Annotated in this window: 17 protein-coding genes; 14 read left to right on the plus strand and 3 right to left on the minus strand. The window is 70.5% G+C overall.

The window, feature by feature from the left end:
* Nucleotides 1–198 precede the first annotated feature (198 nt).
* The 8 genes from VMN58_10810 (at nucleotide 199) to VMN58_10845 (ending at nucleotide 15006) form a co-directional block, all read left to right on the plus strand.
* Nucleotides 199–3069 carry a vitamin B12-dependent ribonucleotide reductase gene (locus VMN58_10810; GenBank protein HUF33683.1) on the plus strand — a complete coding sequence of 957 codons (2871 nt, stop codon included), beginning with the start codon at nucleotides 199–201 and terminating at the stop codon, nucleotides 3067–3069.
* A gap of 397 nt (nucleotides 3070–3466) precedes the next feature.
* The gene (locus VMN58_10815) at nucleotides 3467–5731 is read left to right on the plus strand and encodes an ATP-binding protein (protein ID HUF33684.1); all 2265 of its coding nucleotides are present in this window, start codon (nucleotides 3467–3469) and stop codon (nucleotides 5729–5731) included.
* Between the two features lie 94 nt (nucleotides 5732–5825).
* Entirely contained in the window at nucleotides 5826–6452 is a 627-nt protein-coding gene (locus VMN58_10820) for a cysteine hydrolase family protein (protein HUF33685.1), read from the plus strand.
* Nucleotides 6449–9031, plus strand: coding sequence for an EAL domain-containing protein (locus tag VMN58_10825; protein HUF33686.1), 2583 nt, complete (start codon nucleotides 6449–6451; stop codon nucleotides 9029–9031). The genes VMN58_10820 and VMN58_10825 overlap by 4 nt, the downstream gene beginning before the upstream one ends.
* Before the next feature lie 67 nt (nucleotides 9032–9098).
* Nucleotides 9099–10718 (plus strand): phosphodiester glycosidase family protein, encoded by a 1620-nt coding sequence (locus VMN58_10830; protein HUF33687.1) that lies wholly within the window; start codon nucleotides 9099–9101, stop codon nucleotides 10716–10718.
* A 72-nt stretch (nucleotides 10719–10790) separates the two neighbouring features.
* Nucleotides 10791–11999 carry a diacylglycerol kinase family protein gene (locus VMN58_10835; GenBank protein HUF33688.1) on the plus strand — a complete coding sequence of 403 codons (1209 nt, stop codon included), beginning with the start codon at nucleotides 10791–10793 and terminating at the stop codon, nucleotides 11997–11999.
* 68 nt (nucleotides 12000–12067) lie between these two features.
* A complete protein-coding gene (locus tag VMN58_10840) occupies nucleotides 12068–13462 on the plus strand; it encodes an FAD-binding oxidoreductase (protein ID HUF33689.1) in 1395 nt (464 codons plus the stop codon).
* Complete coding sequence (locus VMN58_10845; protein HUF33690.1) at nucleotides 13459–15006, plus strand: acetolactate synthase large subunit; 1548 nt, start codon at nucleotides 13459–13461, stop codon at nucleotides 15004–15006. Before VMN58_10840 ends, VMN58_10845 begins: the two co-directional genes overlap by 4 nt.
* 23 nt (nucleotides 15007–15029) lie before the next feature.
* Here VMN58_10845 and VMN58_10850 read toward each other — a convergent pair whose 3' ends face one another.
* Nucleotides 15030–15638 carry a hypothetical protein gene (locus tag VMN58_10850; protein ID HUF33691.1) on the minus strand — a complete coding sequence of 203 codons (609 nt, stop codon included), beginning with the start codon at nucleotides 15636–15638 and terminating at the stop codon, nucleotides 15030–15032.
* Between the two features lie 165 nt (nucleotides 15639–15803).
* Here VMN58_10850 and VMN58_10855 point away from each other — a divergent pair, with 165 nt between their 5' ends.
* Complete coding sequence (locus tag VMN58_10855) at nucleotides 15804–16604, plus strand: enoyl-CoA hydratase/isomerase family protein (protein HUF33692.1); 801 nt, start codon at nucleotides 15804–15806, stop codon at nucleotides 16602–16604.
* A gap of 3 nt (nucleotides 16605–16607) precedes the next feature.
* Here VMN58_10855 and VMN58_10860 read toward each other — a convergent pair whose 3' ends face one another.
* Nucleotides 16608–16862 carry a GlsB/YeaQ/YmgE family stress response membrane protein gene (locus tag VMN58_10860; GenBank protein ID HUF33693.1) on the minus strand — a complete coding sequence of 85 codons (255 nt, stop codon included), beginning with the start codon at nucleotides 16860–16862 and terminating at the stop codon, nucleotides 16608–16610.
* Between the two features lie 85 nt (nucleotides 16863–16947).
* Here VMN58_10860 and VMN58_10865 point away from each other — a divergent pair, with 85 nt between their 5' ends.
* From VMN58_10865 to VMN58_10885, 5 genes are all read left to right on the plus strand, one after another.
* A complete protein-coding gene (locus VMN58_10865; protein ID HUF33694.1) occupies nucleotides 16948–18162 on the plus strand; it encodes a cytochrome P450 in 1215 nt (404 codons plus the stop codon).
* Between the two features lie 56 nt (nucleotides 18163–18218).
* Nucleotides 18219–18437 carry a CopG family transcriptional regulator gene (locus tag VMN58_10870; GenBank protein HUF33695.1) on the plus strand — a complete coding sequence of 73 codons (219 nt, stop codon included), beginning with the start codon at nucleotides 18219–18221 and terminating at the stop codon, nucleotides 18435–18437.
* Nucleotides 18430–18777: a type II toxin-antitoxin system VapC family toxin gene (locus tag VMN58_10875; protein ID HUF33696.1), complete on the plus strand. Its 348-nt coding sequence runs from the start codon at nucleotides 18430–18432 to the stop codon at nucleotides 18775–18777. Before VMN58_10870 ends, VMN58_10875 begins: the two co-directional genes overlap by 8 nt.
* A 526-nt stretch (nucleotides 18778–19303) precedes the next feature.
* Nucleotides 19304–20212, plus strand: coding sequence for a retropepsin-like aspartic protease (locus VMN58_10880; protein ID HUF33697.1), 909 nt, complete (start codon nucleotides 19304–19306; stop codon nucleotides 20210–20212).
* Nucleotides 20213–20508: 296 nt separating this feature from the next.
* Entirely contained in the window at nucleotides 20509–21330 is an 822-nt protein-coding gene (locus VMN58_10885; GenBank protein ID HUF33698.1) for a phosphotransferase, read from the plus strand.
* Between the two features lie 87 nt (nucleotides 21331–21417).
* Here the strand turns inward: VMN58_10885 and soxR are convergent, their stop codons facing one another.
* Nucleotides 21418–21927, minus strand: coding sequence for a redox-sensitive transcriptional activator SoxR (gene soxR, locus VMN58_10890; protein ID HUF33699.1), 510 nt, complete (start codon nucleotides 21925–21927; stop codon nucleotides 21418–21420).
* Nucleotides 21928–21952: the final 25 nt, after the last annotated feature.

Consider the following 21952-nt stretch of genomic DNA (forward strand, 5'->3'; position numbering starts at 1 on the left):
CGCGTGCACGAGCGGGAGATTTCGCGAACGCCCTCTGACCAGCGGTTTCCCGGAGGTGCCACCGTTGACACCTTCGTAATTACACTGCTGTAATGACCCGACATCTTGTGGCCCGGCTCCGTGGGGCCCACCAGATGTTGTGGCCAGAGCAGGTCGGGGCAGTGGTGACACAGCGCCGGTGACGCACAGCGACAAGACATCAGGCCCTCCGTCCGGGGGACCGGCGAGCGGCAGAGGAGAGCACGAACCATGGCGATGGCACCTGAGCGAACGGGGATCGGCATCACCCGGCACTTCGTCCCGGAGGGTTCGCATCCCTACGACCAGGTGACGTGGGAGCGCCGCGACAGCCGGATCACCAACTGGAAGGACGGCAGCGTCGCCTTCGAGCAGCTCGGCGTCGAGGTGCCCTCCACGTGGTCGCTCAACGCCACCAACATCCTTGCCCAGAAGTACTTCCGCGGCACGCTCGGCACGCCCGAGCGCGAGACCTCGCTCAAGCAGGTCGCCGACCGCGTGGTCGACACCATCGCCGCCTGGGGCCGCAAGGACGGCTACTTCGTCGACGAGGCCGAGGCCGAGGCCTTCACCGTCGAGCTGAAGCACCTCATCATCACCCAGCGGGCCGCCTTCAACTCCCCGGTGTGGTTCAACATCGGCGTCAAGGACGTCCCCCAGCAGGCATCGGCCTGCTTCATCCTCTCCGTCGACGACCGCATGAGGTCGATCCTCAACTGGTACGTCGAGGAGGGCACGATCTTCAAGGGCGGCTCGGGCTCGGGCATCAACCTGTCGCGCATCCGCTCCTCCGTCGAGCCGCTCGAGGGCGGCGGCACCGCCTCGGGCCCGGTCAGCTTCATGCGGGGCGCCGACGCCTCGGCCGGCACCATCAAGTCGGGCGGAAAGACCCGCCGCGCCGCCAAGATGGTCATCCTCAACGCCGACCACCCCGACATCGAGGACTTCATCTGGTGCAAGGCCCTCGAGGAGCGCAAGGCCCGCGTGCTGCGCGACGCCGGCTTCGACATGGACCTCGATGGCAAGGACTCCGCCTCGATCCAGTACCAGAACGCCAACAACTCGGTGCGCGTCACCGACGAGTTCATGCAGGCCGTGGTCGACGGCGCCGACTGGGACCTCAAGGCCGTCACCACCGGCGAGGTCGTCCGCACCGTCAAGGCCCGCGACCTCATGCGCCAGATCTCCGAGGCCACCTGGCAGTGCGCGGATCCGGGCATGCAGTTCGACACCACCATCAACCGCTGGAACACCGCCGCGGCCACCGGGCGCATCAACGGCTCCAACCCGTGCAGCGAGTACATGCACCTCGACGACTCCGCCTGCAACCTGGCCAGCATCAACCTGCTGAAGTTCCTCGACGACACCGACGACCGCTTCGACGTCGAGGGCTACAAGCGTGCCGTCGAGGTCGTCTTCACCGCCCAGGAGATCCTGGTCGGCAACGCCGACTACCCGACCGAGGGCATCGCCGAGACCTCCCGCCGCTTCCGCCAGCTCGGCATCGGCTACGCAAACCTGGGCGCCCTGCTGATGGCCCTCGGCCTGCCCTACGACTCCGACGCCGGGCGGGCCTGGGCCGGTGCCCTCACCGCTCTCATGACCGGCCACGCCTACGCCACCTCGGCCCGCACCGCGGCGCGCATGGGCCCCTTCGCCGGCTACGCCGAGAACGCCGAGCACATGGTGCGCGTGCTGCGCATGCACCGCTCGGAGGCGGCCAACATCGACGAGGACCTCGTCCCCCACGACGTGCTCGGCGCCGCCCAGCAGGCCTGGGACGAAGCCGTCGAGATCGGCGAGCTCTACGGGGTGCGCAACTCCCAGGCCAGCGTGCTCGCGCCGACGGGCACCATCGGCCTGCTCATGGACTGTGACACAACCGGCATCGAGCCCGACCTCGGGCTGTGCAAGATGAAGAAGCTGGTGGGCGGGGGCAACATGACGATCGTCAACCAGACGATCCCGCGGGCGCTCCGCCGTCTCGGCTACGACGACACCCAGATCACCGAGATCGTCGCCTACATCGACGAGAACAAGTCGATCCTCGGCGCCCCGCACCTCAGCCCCGACCACGTGCCGGTGTTCGCCTGCTCCATGGGCGACAACGCCATCCACTACAGCGGCCACGTCAAGATGATGGGCGCCGCCCAGCCGTTCCTCTCGGGTGCCATCTCCAAGACGGTGAACATGCCCGAGGAGGTCACCGTCGAGGACGTCGAGCAGCTGCACATCGACGCCTGGCGCCTCGGCATCAAGGCCGTGGCCATCTACCGCGACAACTGCAAGGTGGCCCAGCCCCTGTCGATGGCCAAGAAGGGCGAGAAGCAGGGCACCGCCGAGGCGCCCAACGGCGTCGAGCTGGCGCCCGCCCAGGTGATCGAGCGGGTCATCGAGAAGATCGTCGTCCAGCCCACCCGCGACCGGCTGCCCCGCAACCGGCGCAGCCGCACCTTCGAGTTCCGGGTGGCCGACTGCAAGGGCTTCGTCACCGTCGGCGAGTATGACGACGGCCGCCCCGGCGAGGTCTTCATGAAGGTCTCCAAGCAGGGCTCCACCTTGGCGGGGATCATGGACGCCTTCGCCATCTCGGTGAGCCATGGCCTCCAGTACGGCGTTCCCCTCAAGGCCTTCGTCGAGGCGTTCACCAACATGCGCTTCGAGCCGGCCGGCATGACTGACGACCCCGACATCCGCTTCGCCTCGTCGCTGGTCGACTACATCTTCCGCCGCATGGCGGTCGACTACCTGGCCCTCGACGAGCGCATGGAGCTCGGCATCCTGTCGGTGGGGGAGCGCACCAACCCCACGTTGCCCGGCATCGAGGAGGCCACCACCGTGTCCAACGCCGGCCTCGACGTGGTCCCCTCACCGCCCGGCGACAACACCCCCTCGGTCGACCTCACCACCCAGGTGGCGCCGCCGATCGAGACCATCGCCTACGTTGCCAGCGCCGACGCACCGATCTGCATGCTCTGTGGCGTGCAGATGCAGCGGGCCGGCTCCTGCCACGCCTGCCCCAGCTGCGGCAGCACCAGCGGCTGCTCGTGATGGAAGATGTCATCCAGGGCAAGGCCGATTTCGCGTCCTTACGCTAACTATCGCGAGCACCGGACCCCGGGGGACCACCCCCGGGCCTGGCTCGCTTTGAGGCACGGTTGAGGTCGCTCCGTGGCGATCAGTTTCGGACGGAGCGTCACGGGTAGAGGTTGACGCGACGCTGAGAGCGTTGTCTGTCCCGGGTGAGTAATCTGTTCCCCGACCTGACGGCGTAGAGTCCGAAGGACGGTGCCTTCGTGTATCCCCGAACCACTGGTCTCCGACCATCAACAGACCGGCGCATGAGGCCTGGCGCCACCGCCGTGTTGCCGATGGGGTTCCATCACCAGTACTTCGCTGAGAGAGCCGCTTCCGTCTCCGACATCGCCGAGGCACATGGAGTGGCGTCATGATCAGTGGTGCCGGCGGACGTCCCCAGGGCGACGCGCCCGCGCTTGGGAGCGAACTGCTCCCTTCGGACCATGAGCTACCGAACGCCGATGAGGTCATCCAGCGGTTGCTCCGCGCCGTTCGTGAGCACCTCGGGATGGACATCGCGTTCATCGGTGAGGTCACCGATGCGGCTCGGGTGTTCCGCTACGTCGATGCCGCCCCCAGCGTCGACGTCGTCGAGGTTGGGCACGCCGATCCCCTCGACGAGGCGTACTGCTCCTACGTGCTCAACGGCGAACTGCCCGAGCTGCTCGTCGATCCCATGGAGCACCCGCTCGCCGCCAGCATGCCGGTGACCCAGGAGCTGCCTGTCGGATCGCACCTCAGCGTGCCGATCCGCTTCTCCGACGGTCGCGTCTACGGGACGTTCTGTTGCTTCTCCTTCGACGTTCATGGATCGCTGGACCAGCGCGACGTCAGCACGCTCCGGATGATGGCCGAGCTCGCCGGGGAGTACATCGAGGCAGCGGACGTGGCCGAGCGGCACGGACGTGAGCGCCGCGCGCTGGAGGAGGAGATGCGCAGCTACCGGCGCAACGAGATCCGGCTGGTAGCGGCAGAAGCGGATTCCCTGGAGGCATCGCGCCTCAAGAGCGAGTTCCTGGCCAACATGAGCCACGAGATCCGGACGCCGTTGAACGGGGTGATCGGGATGGCGGAGCTCCTCGCCGGCACCGCACTCACCCCGGTCCAGACCGAGTACGTGCACGCGCTCGACCAGTCTGCAGAGGTGCTGCTCGGCATCATCAACGACATCTTGGACCTGTCCAAGATCGAAGCGGGGCGCCTCGATCTCGAGGATGAACCCTTCTCACCTGCAGAGGTCCTCGAAGAGGTCGCAGTGCTGCTCGCCCCACGCACCGACGAGACCACCGTCGAGATCGTCGTCGACATCGCTCCGGACGTGCCCGCCCTGGTGCACGGCGACGCTGGCCGTTTCCGCCAGGTCGTCTCCAACTTCGCCAGCAACGCGGTGAAGTTCACCGCGGCTGGGGAGATCCTCCTGCGGATGCGGGCGACCGTGGCGGATGGGATGGCCGACCTGCATGTGAGCGTCGAGGACACCGGCATCGGCATCGCCCCGAGCGTCATCGACTCGATCTTCCAGAGCTTCACCCAGGCAGAGTCGTCGACCACCAGGCACTACGGGGGAACCGGCCTCGGCCTCACCATCGCCAGGCAGCTGGCGGAGGCGATGGGCGGGCAGGTCGGTGTCAGCAGCGAGCCCGATGTCGGCAGCACCTTCTGGTTCTCCCTTCGAGCGAGGTGCGCCGAGGCGCCACCGGCGCTCGTCGCCCCCGCATCGTTGCGGGACGTCCGGGTGATCGTGGTCGATGACAACGCCACCAACCTCGTGCAGGCCATGGGGGTGCCGGTTGGGCCTGCGCCCGAGGGCGGCGAGGCGGACGACCCGCACCTCACCGACCGACGCCAGGACACCGCTGCCGGCCCGCAGGTGCTCGTGGTCGAGGACAACGAGATCAACCGGCTCGTCGCCGTGGGCATGCTGGAGCGCCTGGGCTGCGACGTCGAGCTCGCCTGCGACGGCGCCGAAGCCGTGGACCGGGCGCGCGCCGGCTCGTACGATGTCATCTTCATGGATTGCCAGATGCAGGGCATGGACGGCTTCGAGGCAACCATGGCGATCCGGGCACAGGAGGTGGCGCGACGCACTCCGATCCTCGCGCTCACCGCCAGCGCGCTGCCCAGTGACGAGGAGAAGTGCATGGAGGCGGGGATGGACGGCTACCTCACCAAGCCGGTCACCTCGGTCAAGCTGCAGGCGGCGCTCGAGCGGTGGACCTCCTCCCGTTTCGGCGGCGCCGGAGCGACGGCGGAGCACGCTCCCGGAGGTGACGGAGGCGGTGTGCTCGACGTTGCCATGGTCGAAGGGCTCCGGGCCCTCGGAGTGACGGAAGACGGCGTTCCCGTCGTGGGAACCATGGTGGAGATCTTCCTCGTCTCCTCCGCAGCGCGGATCGACGCCCTCGGTGAGGCGCTGCGGGCCCGAGACCTCGAGCAGGCCCTCCTGCATGCCCACAGCCTCAGCGGGAGCTCACTCACGTTCGGTGCCCGGCAGCTGGGTGAGCTCGCCGGTGAGATCGAGCAGCTCGTCGCGGGGGGAAGGATCGAGGAGGCGGAGGTGCGGTACGAGGAGGTGGCCCCGGCGATGGAGGTCGCTTCCAAGGCGTTGACGGCAGCCCTCCGGACCCAGGTGTGACCACCCCCACGCCGGAGCCGTCGGGTGGGTCAGGCCAGCGGCTCGCCCGGAAGGGGGACGAGCGTGCCGCGTTCCCGACCAGGTCCGTCGCCCCATGAGCGATCCGACCATGGACCCTACGACCACGGCAGTGGTGCTCATCGGCTTCCAGAACGACTTCTTCGCTGACGACGGCGCCCTGCGGTCCGTGTTCGAGGATCCAGCCGGGGCCACCAACGCCCTGGCCACGACGGTCGAGCTGGTCGAGCGCATGACCGCCAGCGCCGCCACGGTGGTGAACGCTCCCATCGCCTTCAGCGAGGGCTACGCGGAGCTGGTCGACCCCGTTGGGGTGCTGGCGGCGATCAGAGACGCCGGGGCGTTCCGCACCGGCACGGCGGGCGCGAGCACCGTCGACGAGCTGGAGTCGTTCGGGGACCGCATCCAGGAGGTGCCGGGACGCCGCGGCATGGATGCCTTCTCGAACACCCGCCTCGATGAGGTCCTCACCGAGGCCGGGGTCACCGACGTCGTCCTCACCGGTGCGCTCACCTCCGTGTGCGTGGACTCCACGGCACGTTCTGCCGTCGAGCGCGGCTACCGGGTGACGGTGGTGCGGGACTGCGTCGTCGGGCGCACCGCCTTCGAGCACGCGTTCTTCTGCGACAACATCTTCCCGATGTACGCCGAGGTGCTCGACGCTGCCGACGTGCTCGGTCGGATCGGATCGCAGCCGTCGTGACGGAGCGACCTTCCGCCGCCGAGCTGCAGGTCCAGGTCCAGTACCGCCTCATCGAGGCCCTCCAGGAGCGAGAGCACCAGCTGGCTGCCGCCCAGCGGGTCGCCAACATGGGGAGCTGGAGCTGGGACGTGGAGGCGGACGAGATCGACTGCTCCGACCAGTTCTACCGGATCTTCGGCCTGCCCCCGGGTCAGGCCGCCGTGAGCTTCTCCGCGCTGTTCTCGATGATCCCGGGAGAGGACCGAGAGCGTTGCCAGAGCATCGTCGCCGACGCGCTGCGCGACGGCAGCCGTTGCACCTTCGACTGCCCGATCGTGCGACCCAACGGTGAGCAACGTTGGATTCGCGTCATCGCCGACGTGGAAGTCGATGAGGCCGGCGTCGGAGTCCGGATGCACGGCATCACCCACGACATCACCGAGGCGCACGCGGCGGATGTCGCCTTCCGGGAGCTCGATGGCCTCTTCCGGGCGCTGGTCGAGAACACCTCCGACGTGTTCACGATCATCGACGACGACGGCGTGGTGCAGTACACCAGCCCTTCGCTGGAGCGGATCCTCGGTCGGCCTCGGATGAGCGGAGCGATCGTCGAGATGGTCCACCCCGACGATGCTGAACAGGTGCTCTCCGGCCTCGCTGCGCTGCTCGACGAACCGGCATCGGTGGTCACCATGCAGCTCCGGGCTCGCCACGCGGACGGCTCGTGGCGCAGGTTCGAGACCACGGGGAAGAACCTGCTGGAGGACGAGTCGATCCGGGGCCTGCTCTTCACGAGTCGCGACGTCACCGACCGCGTGGAGGTGGAGGCGCGCCTGGAGCACGAGCTGCTGCACGATTCGCTGACCGGCCTCCCCAACCGCACGCTCCTCACCGAGATCGCGAAGGCGGCGCTGGGCAGGGCAGCGCGACAGCAGACGACCACTGCGCTGATGGTCGTCGACATCGACAGCTTCCGGTCGATCAACGAGCGGTTCGGCTTCGCCGTGGGCGACGTCGTCCTTGCCGACATCGCCCACCGGCTGGAGGGGGCCTTCCGAGTCTCCGACGGCGTCGCCCGTGACGCAAACCTCGGGCGGTTCGGAGGCGACGAGTTCCTGGTCCTCTGCGAGAACGTCGGTGTCGCCGGTGCGGTCGAGGCGCTGTGCCAGAGGGTGAGCTCGGTGCTCGCGTACGAGATGACGGCGGGGGACACGTCCGTGGCAGTCACCGTGAGCGCCGGCATCGCCGTCGCTCCGCCCGGCACCACTGATTTCGACACGATGCTCCGCCAGGCCGGAGCCGCCACCGCCACCGCCAAGTCGGGCGGTCCAGGAAGGTGCGAGCTGTTCGACGCCGATCTGCGTCGCGCCGAGGACCAGCGCACCGGCGCCGTCGACGCCTTGGCTCGTGCTCTGAGCGAGGGCCAGCTGCGCCTGCACTACCAGCCGAAGATCTCTTTGGCCACCGACCTGATCATGGGGGCCGAGGGCCTGCTCCGCTGGGAGCACCCCGAGCGCGGCCTCGTTCCGCCGCTCGACTTCATCCCGCTCGCCGAGGAGACCGGGCTCATCGTTCCCATCGGGGCATGGGTGATCGAAGAGGCGTGCAGGCAGGCAGCGCGCTGGCGCGACGCGTTCCTCGATCGTCCACCGCTGGTCCTGTTCGTGAACGTCTCGACCCGCCAGTTCGCCCCGCAGCTCGTCGACACGGTGGCCGCGGCCCTCCAGGCGGCGGGTGTCCCGGGATCGATGATCGGCATCGAGGTCACCGAGAGCGCGCTGATGGGCGACGTCACGACGGCCATCGGCGTGCTCGAAGGGCTGCGGGCGCTCGGCGTGACCCTCGCCATCGACGACTTCGGCACCGGTTACTCGTCCCTGGCCTACCTGAAGCAGTTCCACCTCGACGAGCTGAAGATCGACAAGTCGTTCATCGACGACCTCGGTCAAGAAGGGAGGGGCTCGGCCATCGTTGCCGCCACCATCGGGCTCGCCCACGCCCTCGACCTCCATGTCGTCGCCGAGGGCGTGGAGACCGGCGACCAGGTGGAGCGCCTCCGAGCGCTCGGGTGTGACATCGGCCAGGGGTACCACCTGGCTCGCCCGGCTCCTCCCGAGGCCATGGAGCAGCTCCTCCGCGCCGAGGCCACCGCGAGCTGGCGAGGCCGTGAGTCGGCAGGAGTGACGCCCGGTGCCCCCGATTCCTACCGGGCGGTCCGGGTCCTCGTCGTCGACGACGCCGCTGAGGTGCGCCAGCTCGCAGCCCTGAGCCTCGGCGCCGTCGGGTTCGAGGTGGCCGAGGCTCCCGACGGTCGAGCGGGGATCGAGTCAGCATTCGCGTTCGAGCCCGACTGCATCCTGCTCGACGTGATGATGCCGGAGATGGGCGGGATGGAGGCCTGTCGGCTGCTGCGGGCCGACCCGAGGACCGCCAGCTGCACGATCATCATGCTCACGGCCAACGCCGACGCCGCCGACAAGGTGGCGGCGTTCTCCCACGGCGCCGACGACTACATCATCAAGCCGTTCTCCCCCCGCGACCTCTCCTCCCGTGTCAACGCCGCCCTGCGCCGCCGCGCCGAGTCGGCACCGCCCTCGTAGCGTCGTCGGCGAGCGTGCCCAGTGGTACCGGGGTGGGCATCGAGCGGTCATCGGGTAGGACTGCCCAATGCGGCGGATCGGGCGCTCTGGGGTGGTGGCGGTGGTGCTCGCGCTCCTCGCCCCGGTGTCCATGGCGCTCGGCGACCCTGGGGGCGACCGCCACCACCAGGTCGCGCCGGGGGTGTCGTACACCGAGCTGCGCCGGTCGCCTGGTCTGGTGGCTCACGTGGCGCGGATCGCCCCGAACTCGGGCTTCGAGCTGCGACCCGTCCTGGCCCACGACCTCGTCGACGGCGGTGGGCGGCAGGCCACGAGCGAGCTGTGCCGGCGTGCCGGCGGCGTCGTGTGCGTCAACGCCGACTTCGCCGCCTGCCCGACGTGCCGCCAGCCCTACGGGGGCGTGGTGGCCGACGGGCGGGTGCTGCGGACCCCACACCACGCCCACGAGCAGGTGACGATCACCGGTGACGGCCCCACCTCGGCGCAGCTTGCCTGGGGTGGGCAGCTGGTGGTGGAGCAGGTGTGGCGGGCGCCGTTGAGCGGTCCGCTGCTGAACGAGCCGGAGGGGGAGGGCTTGGAGCTCCGCCGGGAGCGCCGGGTGCTGCCCCTCGGGGGCCTCAACGTCGGCCCGATGGCCAACGGGGCCGTGCTGTTCACCCCCGACTGGGGCCCGGTCACGCCCTCACCGGTGGGCCACCTCGAGGTGGTGCTCGCGACGGCGGGGCCGGTGATGCCCGGTGTGGTGGGCGCCGATCTCGGCGGCCAGCGCGACGGCGGCGGGCCCGTGCCCCCCGGTGGCGCGGTGGTGTCGGCCAACGGTGAGGCCGCCGCCGACCTGCAGGCCCTCGCGGACGAGTGGCGCCAGAGCGACGCCACCGAGAAGACCCTCGTCGTCGAGACCGCCCTGTCGCTGGGTGCCGTGCACAGCGTCGGGGGGCACCCAGTGCTGCTTCGTGACGGTCAGCGCCAGTCGTGGTGGACCGGGGACGCCAAGGCTCAGGGCCGCCACCCGAGGACGCTGCTCGGCTGGACGCCGTCGGGCGAGACGCTGCTCGTGGTGGCCGACGGTCGGGCGCCCGGCCACAGCGCCGGTCTCACGCTGGAGGAAGCCGCCGACCTCCTCGCCGAGCTGGGGGCAAGCGACGGCATCAACCTCGACGGCGGAGGGTCGAGCACCTTCGTCGGCACGTGCGACGTCGGGCCGTGCGTGCTGAACCGCCCGAGCGACGGCCGGGAGCGGTTGGTGCCGATCGCCCTCGCCCTGGTGGGCGACGCGCCGGTGCAACCGATGTCGCCGGCCCCGGCGCCGCCGCTCGCTCCGCCGGGGCCGCCCCCGGCCGACGACCCGGCGTCGACCGCACACGTCCCGGAACCGGAGCCGGAGCCCGAACCGCCGCCGGAGGCGCCCGCCGCGTCGCAGGAGCCCGAGGCCTCGCCGTCGGCGGATGACGGTTCGGAGGAGGCTGACCTGGCGGTGGCGGCGCCGGCACCGGTGGTCGTCCCGCGCCCCTCGCCTCTGTTCGACCGCTGGGCCGACATCCAGGCGGTCGGCCGCGGGACGGAGGGGCCGGCACCGGGCGACCGACCTGCGGGCGATACGCCGTGGCTGCCGGCCGTGGCAGCCACGGCGCTCGTCGCCGGTGTCGCCGGCGGAGGAGCCCGGCTGCGCCAGCGGAACGTCGTCTGAACGACGGGTGCAGCGCGTCGGGGAGGGTAACGAGCCCCGGCCGCGTGCCAGCGGATGGCATCGTTGACGGCCATGGCTCGCTTCCTTCGCCGCGCCGCGCTTCGGGGGGTCGTCTCGGCGGTCGTGGCGCTCGGTGTCGCCCTCGTCGCCCGGAAGGGGGGCCGTGACGGGTCGGCGACCGCGGCGGCGGCCGGCGCCCTCGTCGCCGGGTCTGCCCAGGAGCTTCCCGTGGCCGCGCTCCCCGCCGCGGCCGTCGGCGCCCTGACGATCTGCCGTGCACGCCCGAGACCGAGGGCGGCGGCCGTCGGTCTGGCCCTCGGCGCCGGGGTGGCCCTCGGGTTGCGACGCGTCTGGCCGGTGCCACCTCGGACGTCGGCCGAGGTGCGCCGCACGCACACCCAGGTGTCCTCACGACCAGCCCCCGATGGGACCGGCCTCACCGTCGTGGTCAACGCCGCCGCGGGGATGCCCGGGAAGGTGGACATCGCCGACGACCTGCGTCGTCGGCTGCCGGGAGCCACCGTCGTCGAGGTCGGGGAGGGCGACGACCTCGATGCCGCCCTGGCACGCACCGCCCCCGCCGACGTGGTGGGCATCGCCGGTGGTGACGGCTCGGTCAACGCCGCTGCCGCGGTGGCCCGGGAGGCGGGCAAGCCGCTGTTCGTGGTCCCCGCCGGCACCCTCAACCACTTCGTCCGCGACCTCGGGGTCGAGGGTGTCGATGACGCGGTCGAGGCGCTGCGCCATGGGCACGCGGTGGCGGTCGACACCGGGACGATCGACGGCCGGCCCTTCCTGAACACCGCCAGCTTCGGCACCTACAGCGACCTTGTCGACGCCCGCGAGCGCCTGGAGGGGACCATCGGCAAGTGGCCGGCGCTCGTCGTCGCGCTGGCGCGGCTGTTGCGGACCGCCGAGCCGATGGAGGCTGAGCTCGACGGGCGGGACCGCAGGCTCTGGATGGTCTTCGTCGGGAACTGCACGTACAGCCCGCCGGGCTTCGCCCCGGCCTGGCGCGAGCGGCTCGACGACGGGTGGCTCGACGTCCGCCTGGTCGACGCCAGCAGCCCCTTCTCACGGTCCCGCCTCCTCTCCGCCGTGCTCACGGGCCGCCTGGCCAGCTCGACGGTCTATGAGGCCTTCCTGACCAAGGAGCTGCAGGTGCGGACGAGGGGCGCGCCACTCCGGCTGGCCCACGACGGGGAGACCTTCGACGGTCGGCGGGACTTCACGATCGCCAAGGGGGCACCCCTGGCGGTCTACGCGCCGCCCTCGTCCTGAGCGGGCCCGTCGTGTCCGATTCCCACTGCTGCCAGCCTCCCCGGCGCCGAGCGCGGTAGAACAGGTCCATGCCCGACATCGCCGAGCTGGTCGCGGAGGTGCTGCCCGCAGGTGCGGCGATGACCGGCGCCGAGGCCGGGGACGACTACACCCACGACGAGGCGCTCACCGGAGAGCCCCAGGTGCCGGCCGCCGTGGCCTTCCCCACGACCACCGCTGAGGTGAGTGACATCCTGCGACTGGCCGCCGAGCACGGCGTGCCCGTCACGGCGCGAGGGAGCGGGACCGGGCTGTCGGGCGCAGCCATCCCCGTGGCCGGCGGGATCGTGGTGTCGTTCGAGCGCATGAACCGGGTGGTCGAGGTCGACGCCGCCAATCACGTCGTCGTGGTCGAGCCGGGCGTCACCCTCGCCGCCCTCGACGAGGTGCTGGCCGGCCACGGCCTCGTCTACCCGGTGTTCCCCGGTGAGTACAACGCCAGCCTGGGCGGCAACGTCGCCACCAACGCCGGGGGCATGCGGGCGGTGAAGTACGGCGTCACCCGCCACCAGGTCCTCGGCCTCGAGGCGGTGCTGCCCGGTGGCGAGGTGATCCGCACCGGTGGGCGGTACGTGAAGTCGTCCAGCGGCTACGACCTCACCCAGCTCATCGTCGGGTCCGAGGGGACCCTCGTCCTCGTCACCGAGGCCACGCTCCGGGTCTATCCGCGGGCGCCGCACACGGCCACGGTCCTGGCCCCGTTCCGAAGCCTCGACGAGGTGATGGAGGCGGTGCCCAAGGTCGTGACCAGCGGGGTCGACCCGCTCATCCTCGAGTACATCGACATGCTGACGATGGCCGCCATGACCGCTCACTCGGGGCTCGACCTGGGCGTCCCTGACGACGTCCGGGAATCCGCTCTCGCCTACCTGGTGGTGATGCTCGAGGGCCACCACGCCGACCGCGTCGATGACGACCTCCAGCGCGTCGCCGAGCTGATGACCGACCTCGGCGCCATTGACGTGTACGTGCTGCCGCCGGCGTCGGGGACCCGGCTGATCGAGGCGCGCGAGCAGGCGTTCTGGATCGCCAAGGCCAACGGGGCCGACGACATCGTCGACATCGTGGTGCCGCGCGCCGCGATCGCCACGTTCATGCGCGAGGTCTCTGCCCTCGGCGAGCGCAGCGGCAGCTGGATCGCAGGGTGCGGCCACGCCGGCGACGGCAACGTCCACCTCTCGGTCTTCCAGGGGGACCCGGCGCTGCGTTCCGAGACCGTCCGCGAGCTGTTCCGGATCGGGCTTTCCCTGGGCGGGGCGATCTCCGGAGAGCACGGCATCGGCACGGTCAAGCGCAGCTACCTGCTCGAGCTCGAGGACCCCGCCAAGATCGCCCTGATGCGTCGGATCAAGGCGGCCTTCGACCCGACTGGCATCATGAACCCATCGACCCTCCTCGGAGGGGGAGCGGAGGACGAACCGTGAACGGCGCCCGAGCCCTGATCCGCACCCTGGCCGATGCCGGCGTCGATCTGTGCATCACCAACCCCGGCACGTCGGAGATGCACTTCGTGGCCGCCCTCGACGACGTGCCGGAGATGCGCGCCGTCCTCGGGCTGTTCGAAGGTGCCGTCACCGGCGCTGCCGACGGGTACGGGCGCATGGCCGACCGGCCCGCGGCCACGCTCCTCCACCTTGGCCCCGGTCTCGGCAACGGTCTTGCCAACCTGCACAACGCCCGCCGCGCCCGCACCCCGGTGGTCAACATCGTCGGTGACCACGCCACCCACCACGAGCGCTACGACGCGCCCCTGCAGTCCGACATCGAGGGGGTGGCCCGCAACGTGTCCCGTTGGTACCGGCGGACCACCCGCACCGAGGACCTCGCCGGCGACGCCGCCGACGCGGTGGCCGCCGCGCTCGGGCCGCCAGGGCAGGTCGCCACCCTGGTGCTGCCGGCCGACGTGTCGTGGAACGAGGGGGCGGAGCCCGCCACGGCCGTGCCACCCACCGCCCGGACCGTCGTGGCCGACGACACCGTCGAGGCGGTGGCCAAGGTCCTCCTCGGAGGCGAGCCGGCGGTGCTCCTGCTCGGCGGCAGCGCGCTGCGCGAACCCGCCTTGGTCGCGGCGGGGCAGGTTGCCTCGGCCACCGGTGCGCGGCTGATGGGGGAGACCTTCCCGGCCCGGCTCCAGCGGGGGGCGGGCATCCCTGCCGTCGAGCGCATCCCCTACCTCGGTGAGATGGCCCTCGCCCTGCTGGCGGGAACCCGCCACCTCGTCTTGGTGGACGCCCCGCCGCCGGTGTCGTTCTTCGCCTACCCCGACAAGCCGAGCGACCTGGTGCCCGACGGGTGCGAGGTGCACGTGCTCGCCGGGGGGAGCGAGGACGCCGCCGGCGCGCTGGCGCACCTCGCCGAGCGGGTCGGCACCGGCCACGAGGTGGAGCGACCGCCCGCCGTCCGTCCCGGCCGGCCCACCGGGGCCCTGACCGCGCAGTCGGTGGCCGAGGCCCTTGGTGCCCTCCTGCCCGACGGGGCGATCGTGGCCGACGAGGCGAACACCTCGGGGCTGTTCGCGCCCGGCGCCACCGCCGGCTGCCCGCCGCATGACTGGCTCACCAACTGCGGCGGCTCCATCGGGATCGGGATCCCGCTCGCCACTGGTGCTGCCCTGGCGTGCCCCGACCGCCCGGTCGTCTGCCTCCAGGCCGACGGCAGTGGGATGTACACCCTCCAGGCGCTGTGGACCCAGGCGCGCGAGAACCTCGACGTCACCACCATCGTGTTCACCAACCGCTCCTACGCCATCCTCAACATGGAGCTCGACCGCGTGGGCGCCGGGGCCGGCGGCCCCAAGGCGCTCGACATGCTCGACATCAGCCGCCCCGACCTCGATTTCGCCGCCCTGGCCCGGGGGATGGGGGTCGACGCCGTCACCGCCACCACGGCCGACGAGCTCACTGGCGGCCTCGCCAGGGCGCTGGCCGAGCGGGGTCCGCACCTGATCGACGCCGTGCTGGGAGGCTGACGGCCCCGGCGCTGGATCCAGGCTCAGTCGCCGACCACCGCGATCGACATGCGGGCCGTGAACAGATCGATGGTGCGGATCGCCACGCCGACCCTCGTGGCCACCATCGCGCGGAGGCCCGGCGGCACACCCGGAGCCTTCAGCTCCACGGTGATGGCACCCCGCTGGCGCCGCACGGTCACGGCAACGCCCTCGGTGGGCAGCTCGTGACCTGTCAGCACCGCCTCGAGCGCCCGCAGCGCCACCTCCTCGTGGCGACGGAGGGGTGCAGCGGCGGCCTGCTCGCAGACGCTCACCACGTCGTCGGTGCCGTCGATCGTGACCGCCGCCCAGTCACGGTAGGGGTGGACCTCGCTCTCTCCGGCGACCACCAGGGGGATGTGGTGCCGCAGGGTGCACACCACGCCGTCCTCCAGCGCCGTGGGGCTCACCGACGGCCGCTCCCGGACCACCACCGCGACGTCGATCCCGTCGTCGTCGAAGGGGCACGTGGGCTCGTCGTCGAGAGCAGTGCAGGCAAAGGACGTCTCCCCCGGCGTGTGGCAACGGAACACGCGGTGGCCGGCGTCCTCCAGCTGACGCTGGGCGGCCATGCCCGATCGTCCGTGGGTGTCGAGCATGAGCACGTCCATGGAACCCTCCTCGTCGCGCGACCCGATGTCGCATCCGTGGTCATCCTGTCGACGGAGGTAGCGGCGGGGGAGGGCCGGTCGTCACGGGTGACCGGGACCTTGGTCACATGCGCGGCATGTCGCCGCATCATCGGTGCGCCCGAGATGGGCTGCCAGACTCGGGCCATGAATGTCGATGACGGCCTCCAGATGGTGGTCGACGGGTCCGTGGCCCGGGTGACGCTTGCCCGCCCCGACAAGCTCAACGCCCTCGATGACGCCCTCCGCCGGGCACTCGCCGAGGCCCTGCGAGAGCTGGAGGACCGGCCCGAGGTGGCGGTGCTCATCCTCGCCGGCGAGGGGCGGGCGTTCTCCGCAGGTGCCGACCTGCGCCGCACCGCGTACCCGGAGGTGACGGGAGACTGGGTCACCCGCCGCCACCGGACCGCGACCTGGCAGCGGGTGCTCGAGCAGCTCGACCGCATCCCCCAGGCGACGGTGGCCCGCCTCCACGGCCACGTGGTGGGCGGCGCGGCGCTGCTGGCCGCCGCGTGCGACATCCGCGTGGCCGCCGACGACGTGGTCCTGCGCATCCCCGAGCTGGCCATCGGGATCCCCCTGACCTGGGCGGGCATCCCGCTGCTGGTGCGCGAGGTGGGCCTCCCGCTGGCGCGCGACTGGGTGATGACCTGTCGCCCGGTGGAGGCCGAAGAGCTGCACCGCAGCGGCTTCGCCCAGCGCCTGGTGCCCCGCGCCGAGCTCGACGAGGCCGTCGAGGCGTGCGTGGCCGAGCTGCTGGCGGTGCCTCCGGGCCCGCTGGCGATGACCCGGGCCATGACCTCGGCGATCGGGCGGAGTCACCCGGCGATGGTCGCCGGGTGGGGCGACGCCGACCACCAGCAGTGGGCCTTCACCGAGGATGAGCACCGCCAGGCCGTCCGGCGCTACGTGCAGGGCATGTCGGGCCCGTCTCTGGCGGATGGCTGAGCGCTAGCGCCGTCGTCCCTTGCTGGCGCCGAGGACGAGCAGCAGCACCGAGGCACCGGCGAAGGCGATGAGGATGGACCACAGGTCGAGGCGGTCGATGCCGTCGTGGCCCGCCGCCTGGGCGATGGCACCCCCGAGGAGCGCGCCGATGACACCGACGGCGACCTTGGTGAGGCAGCCGCCGGCGCGTCGGCCGGTGGCCATCTCGGCGAGCAAGCCGGCGAGGAAGCCGAGGACGATCCAGGAGATGATTCCCACGAGTCGTCAGCGTAGGCGGCGAACCGCTCCCGTCCGAGCATCGGCCCGTGGCTAGCCTGGGAGCGACCGCGACTGAGGAGACGAGATGGCGACGCCGGTCCACGAGATGGAGCTTCCCGAGCTCGACACCTTCGGGCTCGACAAAGAGGAGTCGAGGGTCGCCATGGAGGCGGCGCGCGAGCAGCACTGGCTGGCGCGCATGCCGCTCGGTTACACGGTCACCCGCTACGAGGACGTCGTGGCGATCCTGCGCGACCGTCGGTTCCACTCGGCGCTGGGGATGATCGCCCAGATGCAGGGCGTCGACGACGAGGCGTTCACCCGGCGACGCCAGGAGTCGATCCTGTCGATGGAGGGCGACGAGCACGCCCGCCTCCGGCGCCTGGTGGCGCCTGCCTTCAGCCCGAGGGCGGCCGACCGCCTCCGGCCGTTCATGCGCGAGGTGGTGGGCGGCCTGGTCGACGCCGTGGCCGACCAGGGGCGCTGCGAGCTGGTGGCCGACGTCTGCGAGCCGTACCCCATCCCGATCATCTGCGAGCTCCTGGGGGCGCCCAAGCAGGACTGGAAGCTCTTCTCGGCGTGGGCGACCGACATCTTCCGCATCTTCAACGGCGACATCGCCAACGACCTGCCGCTCATCCAGGCGGCCTCCGACGAGCTCGACGAGTACGTCCGCGCCATGGTCGACGAGCGCCGCTCGTCACCGTCCGACGACCTGTTGAGCGACCTCATCGCGATCGAGCAGGAAGGTGACCGCCTCGCCACCGACGAGCTGGTGATGCTGGCCGAGGCCGTCCTCATGGCCGGGACCGACACCACCCGCAACCAGCTCGCCTGTGCCGTTGCGCTCTTCGCCGAGGATCCCGAGAGCTGGGCACGCCTGGCCGAAGACCCGTCCGTCGCCGGCGGCGCGGTGGAGGAGTCGATGCGCCACCTCGGCGCGGTTCGGGGGACGGCCCGCATCGCGTCGGTCGACATCGAGTACCGCGACGCCGTCTTCCCGGCCGGGACCCTGGTCGCCACCAGCCTGGCCACCGCCAACATGGACCCGGCGACGTTCGACGACCCGCATCACTTCGACACGGGGCGCCCTGCCTCGCCTCAGCAGCTCACCTTCGGCTCCGGCATCCACTTCTGCCTGGGGGCGGCCCTCGCCCGGGCCGAGTTGCAGGAGGCACTCCCGCTCCTGGCCCGCCGGATGCCGAACCTGGCGCTCGACGGGCCGGTCGAGTGGAAGCCGCAGACGGTCGGCATCTGGGGCCCGGCCAGCCTGCCGCTGCGCTTCGACCCCGGTCACTGACCCAGCCGGGCTGTCGTCGGCCAAGCGGCGGGGTCAATGCTGTATAATGATGCTGTATGTCGTCGACCCGAACGCAGGTGTATCTCACCGAGGAGCAGCGTCGTCGCATCGACGCCGTCGCCGATGCCGACGGCGTGACGATGGCCGAGGTGATCCGGCGCGCCCTCGACGCCTACCTGGAACGCGACGGTGACCCTTCTGCCGCCCTGAAAGCCTCCTTTGGGGCTGACCCGGACGCGACCATGCCCGATCGTTCTGAGTGGGACCGTGGCTGACGTCCTCGTCGACACCGACATCTTCATCGATCACTTGCGGGGTGCCGCTGTCCTCTCCCCCGGCAAGCACCGACTGCACTACTCGGTGGTCACCCGCGCCGAGCTTTTCGCCGGCAGCTCGGCCACCGATCTCGTCCACCGGCTGCTGTCGCCCTTTCGGGAGATCCTTGTTGACCGTGCCATCGCCGAACGCGCCGGCCGGGTCAAGAACGAGACCAGGATCCCGATGCCAGATGCCCTCATCGCCGCCACCGCCCTCGAGCGGGGTCTGAGCGTGGCCAGTCGCAACACGCGCCACTTCCAGTCGGTGCGTGGTCTGCGCCTGCGCTCGCTCGCCTGAACACCCGTGAGCGACCGAGAACACAACCTCGTCATCCGGGCCCGGCCAGCGGGGTTCCTGTGAGCCCGGCGAGCATCCCCGGGGGTGTTGAGGCAACCCCGGGACCTCTGTCGGCTCTTTACTTCTGGGCTTGGCCTCATAGCGCTGGATCTGCTGTTCGGCGACACCGAGGGCATCAGCGAGCTGGCGTTGGGTCCAGTCCCGTGCGACCCGAGCCTTGATCAACAGGGTCGCGAGCTCGGCCAGCGACGACGCTTCGATCGAGGAGACCTCCCCGGACCGCAGCCGTTCGAACTCTTGCCACTCGGCCCGCAGATCTGCGGCCTGGGCGCGGGCTGCGTCGATCTCGAGCTGGGCCTCGGTGTGGAATGCGAGGCGCTGCTATCGCACCAGGAGGTCACCGCGAACTGCGTGCGCTCGCCACCACGGAGATCGGCGCATCGCCAGCGGCCCGAGGGCGCTGCGTTCTAGTCGTGGCCCCTCGACGCCCTGAACGCCGAATGTGTGGGTGATCGAGCACGCTCGCGTGTCCACCCGCGACACTCGCCCGATGGAACACCGGGGACGCAGGCACCGGACGACGACCTCGATTCCACTCACCTTCGATGTCCCTGGCCGGTCGCTGCACTGTCCGATGGTCACGGCGACCATCGCGGGCTGCACGACACAGCTCATCGTCGACACCGGCGCGACGGCCCACCTGCTGACCACGGACCTCGCGCAACGCGCGGGTTTGCATCTCACGGCGGCAACCCCGGGACGCGACGTCGCAGGCGATCTCGTGCCGAGTTGGAGGGTCGGTGACGTGCCCGTCGACCTCGAGAGCTCCAGCATCATGCTTCAAGAAGTCGTCGCGATAGACGGCCCAGAGCCATTCCGCGACTGGGGCGTCGGCGGTTTCTTGAGTCCGCAGGCACTCGCAGTCGATGCGACCGTGCTCCTTGACCTGGCGACCGATCGAATCGACATCGTCGGCGACGAATCCGCGACCGCCGTAGCTGACCTCGTCCGCCGGTTCGACAACTCTGTACTGCTGGAGGGTACGCGGCACGCCGCGGGCACGCTCGGGATCCACGTTCGGGTCCCGCCCGCTCGTCCCGTGGTCGCGATCTTCGACACAGGAGCGGCCGAGACCGAATTCGCGGCCGACGCCCTCGAGACAACCGTCGACGGGGTGGTGCGACTCAGCGGCAAAGGCGTCGGCGGCTCAGAAATCAGAGTGACGATCCTCAAGGACCAGGATCTCGACATCGGAACCGTTCAACTCCGAGTGCCCAACCTTGGGGTTCGCGACGAGATCCCCGCACCGCATGATGCTGCGGAGAGCGAAATCCCGCGCGCGCTCATCGGGATGGACGTCCTGCGCGGCACCGCCATCGCGATCACGACTCCCGATCAAGGATCGGTCTGGTGGTGCGTGCCGAACCAGGGATGACCCAACAAGCGGATGCTGCACCGAACAGGCGCCCCATAACCCAGGTCTGACAGGACATGCGCCGCGACCGATCGGCGCTTACGCGGCGGTGATCCGCGGCGACTTGGCCACGTGTCGGCCGCCCTCGGGTCGGCTTGCCGCTCAGGCAGGCGAGGAGCTCTTCTGGCGTGTCGAGGACATCCAGCCACTGGTCCGTGACCCGCTCGATCTGGGCTGCCCACGACTGCTCGTGGACATGACTGATGGCTACGTCCCGACGTTGCCGGTACTGGCTCGCCGGGTCCTGGAACTCACCGATGGGGTGGCGCACGCCTGAAAGCCGACAGGCGAGTGCGTCTCACAAGCCGCATGATGTTCCGGTGATGACAGGCGAGGTCGAAGCAGCTCTTCGCGGTCTCGGGGTGCGCGCGACGGCGGTGGCCGTGCTGAAGGACGAGCCGTTCGCCAACTCGAGCTGGCTCGTCGAGTCAGCTGAGCGGGGACGGATCGTGCTGCGCCGCTACCACGACCGGGCAACCACAGCGGACATCACCTACGAGCACGCCGTTCTGCGGCACGTCGCCTCGAAGGGCTGGGTCGTGCCAGCACCGATCGGCGACCCCCTCGAACTGCAGGGGCGGATCTACAGCTTGAACCGCTTCGTGCCCGGCGGACCAGCCCACGCAACCGACCGCGAGGCCCAGGATCGCCGGGGCCGGGACCTCGCCCGGCTCCACATCGACCTGCGCGGACTAGCCGAACGCCTCGGACAGCGACCCGGATGGCGAGCACAACACCACAACACAACCGTGCACATCGACATCGACTGGAACCGCTGCCTGGCAGCCTTCACCGATATCGATGACCGGTTGGCGGAATGGGCGGCGCTCGCCGCAGCAGACGCGCAGGCCACCCTCGCGGACCTCAACGCCCATGAGCTTCCCGAGCTGGTCGTGCAAGAGCTCCACACCCTCAGATGGCCCCTCGATGAGCTCGAGGAAGCATGCATGCAACCCATCTACAGCGCGTTCCGTGTCGACATGGTCGCCTGGCTACTCGACCACGGCCACCGCACCGGCGACTACGACCTCGAAGCAATCGGACGTCACCTCGCCCGAACCGCAACCCCCGCCCCCTAGCCCCACCGCACCTAACACCCACCCCAATCTGCATCACTTCCCATCGCGCTGGCCGTCCCGATCGGCGCGTACTCGCGCGGTCTTACGTCAACCGCGAGAGGACGACTTGCGGGCGTCGCGGCGCCTCTTTCCGGCACTTCCCGGCTTCGGCTGGGCTGCTGGGAGGTCGCCGAGGAGGTAGCGCGGCCCTTCGCCCTGGGCGGCTGCTTCGTCGTCTGGGTTCTGCAGTGCGCAGGTCGTGAGGCTGAGGCATCCGCAGCCGATGCAGGAGTTGAGCCGGTCCCTGAGCTCCTCGAGTGAGCGGATTCGGGCTTCGAGCATTGGTCGCCATCCCTTGGCGAGGCGCTCCCAGTCCTTCTGGGTGGGGGTGCGGCCGCCGGGGAGGGTGGCGAGGGCGGTGCTGATCTCGCTGAGTCCGAGTCCGACCCGTTGGGCGGCGAGGATGAACGCGACTCGGCGGAGCTCGTCGCGCCGGTATCGGCGCTGGTTGCCCTCGCTGCGCGTGGAGGAGAGGAGCCCCTTCGACTCGTAGAAGCGGAGGGCGCTGGTGGGGACACCGCTGCGTTCGGAGAGCTCGCCGATGGTGAGCGTCGACATCGTTCCTCGATCCTCTTGACCTCAA

It is taken from the genome of Acidimicrobiales bacterium, from assembly GCA_035512495.1.
Taxonomy (GTDB): Bacteria; Actinomycetota; Acidimicrobiia; order Acidimicrobiales; family CADCSY01; genus DATKDW01.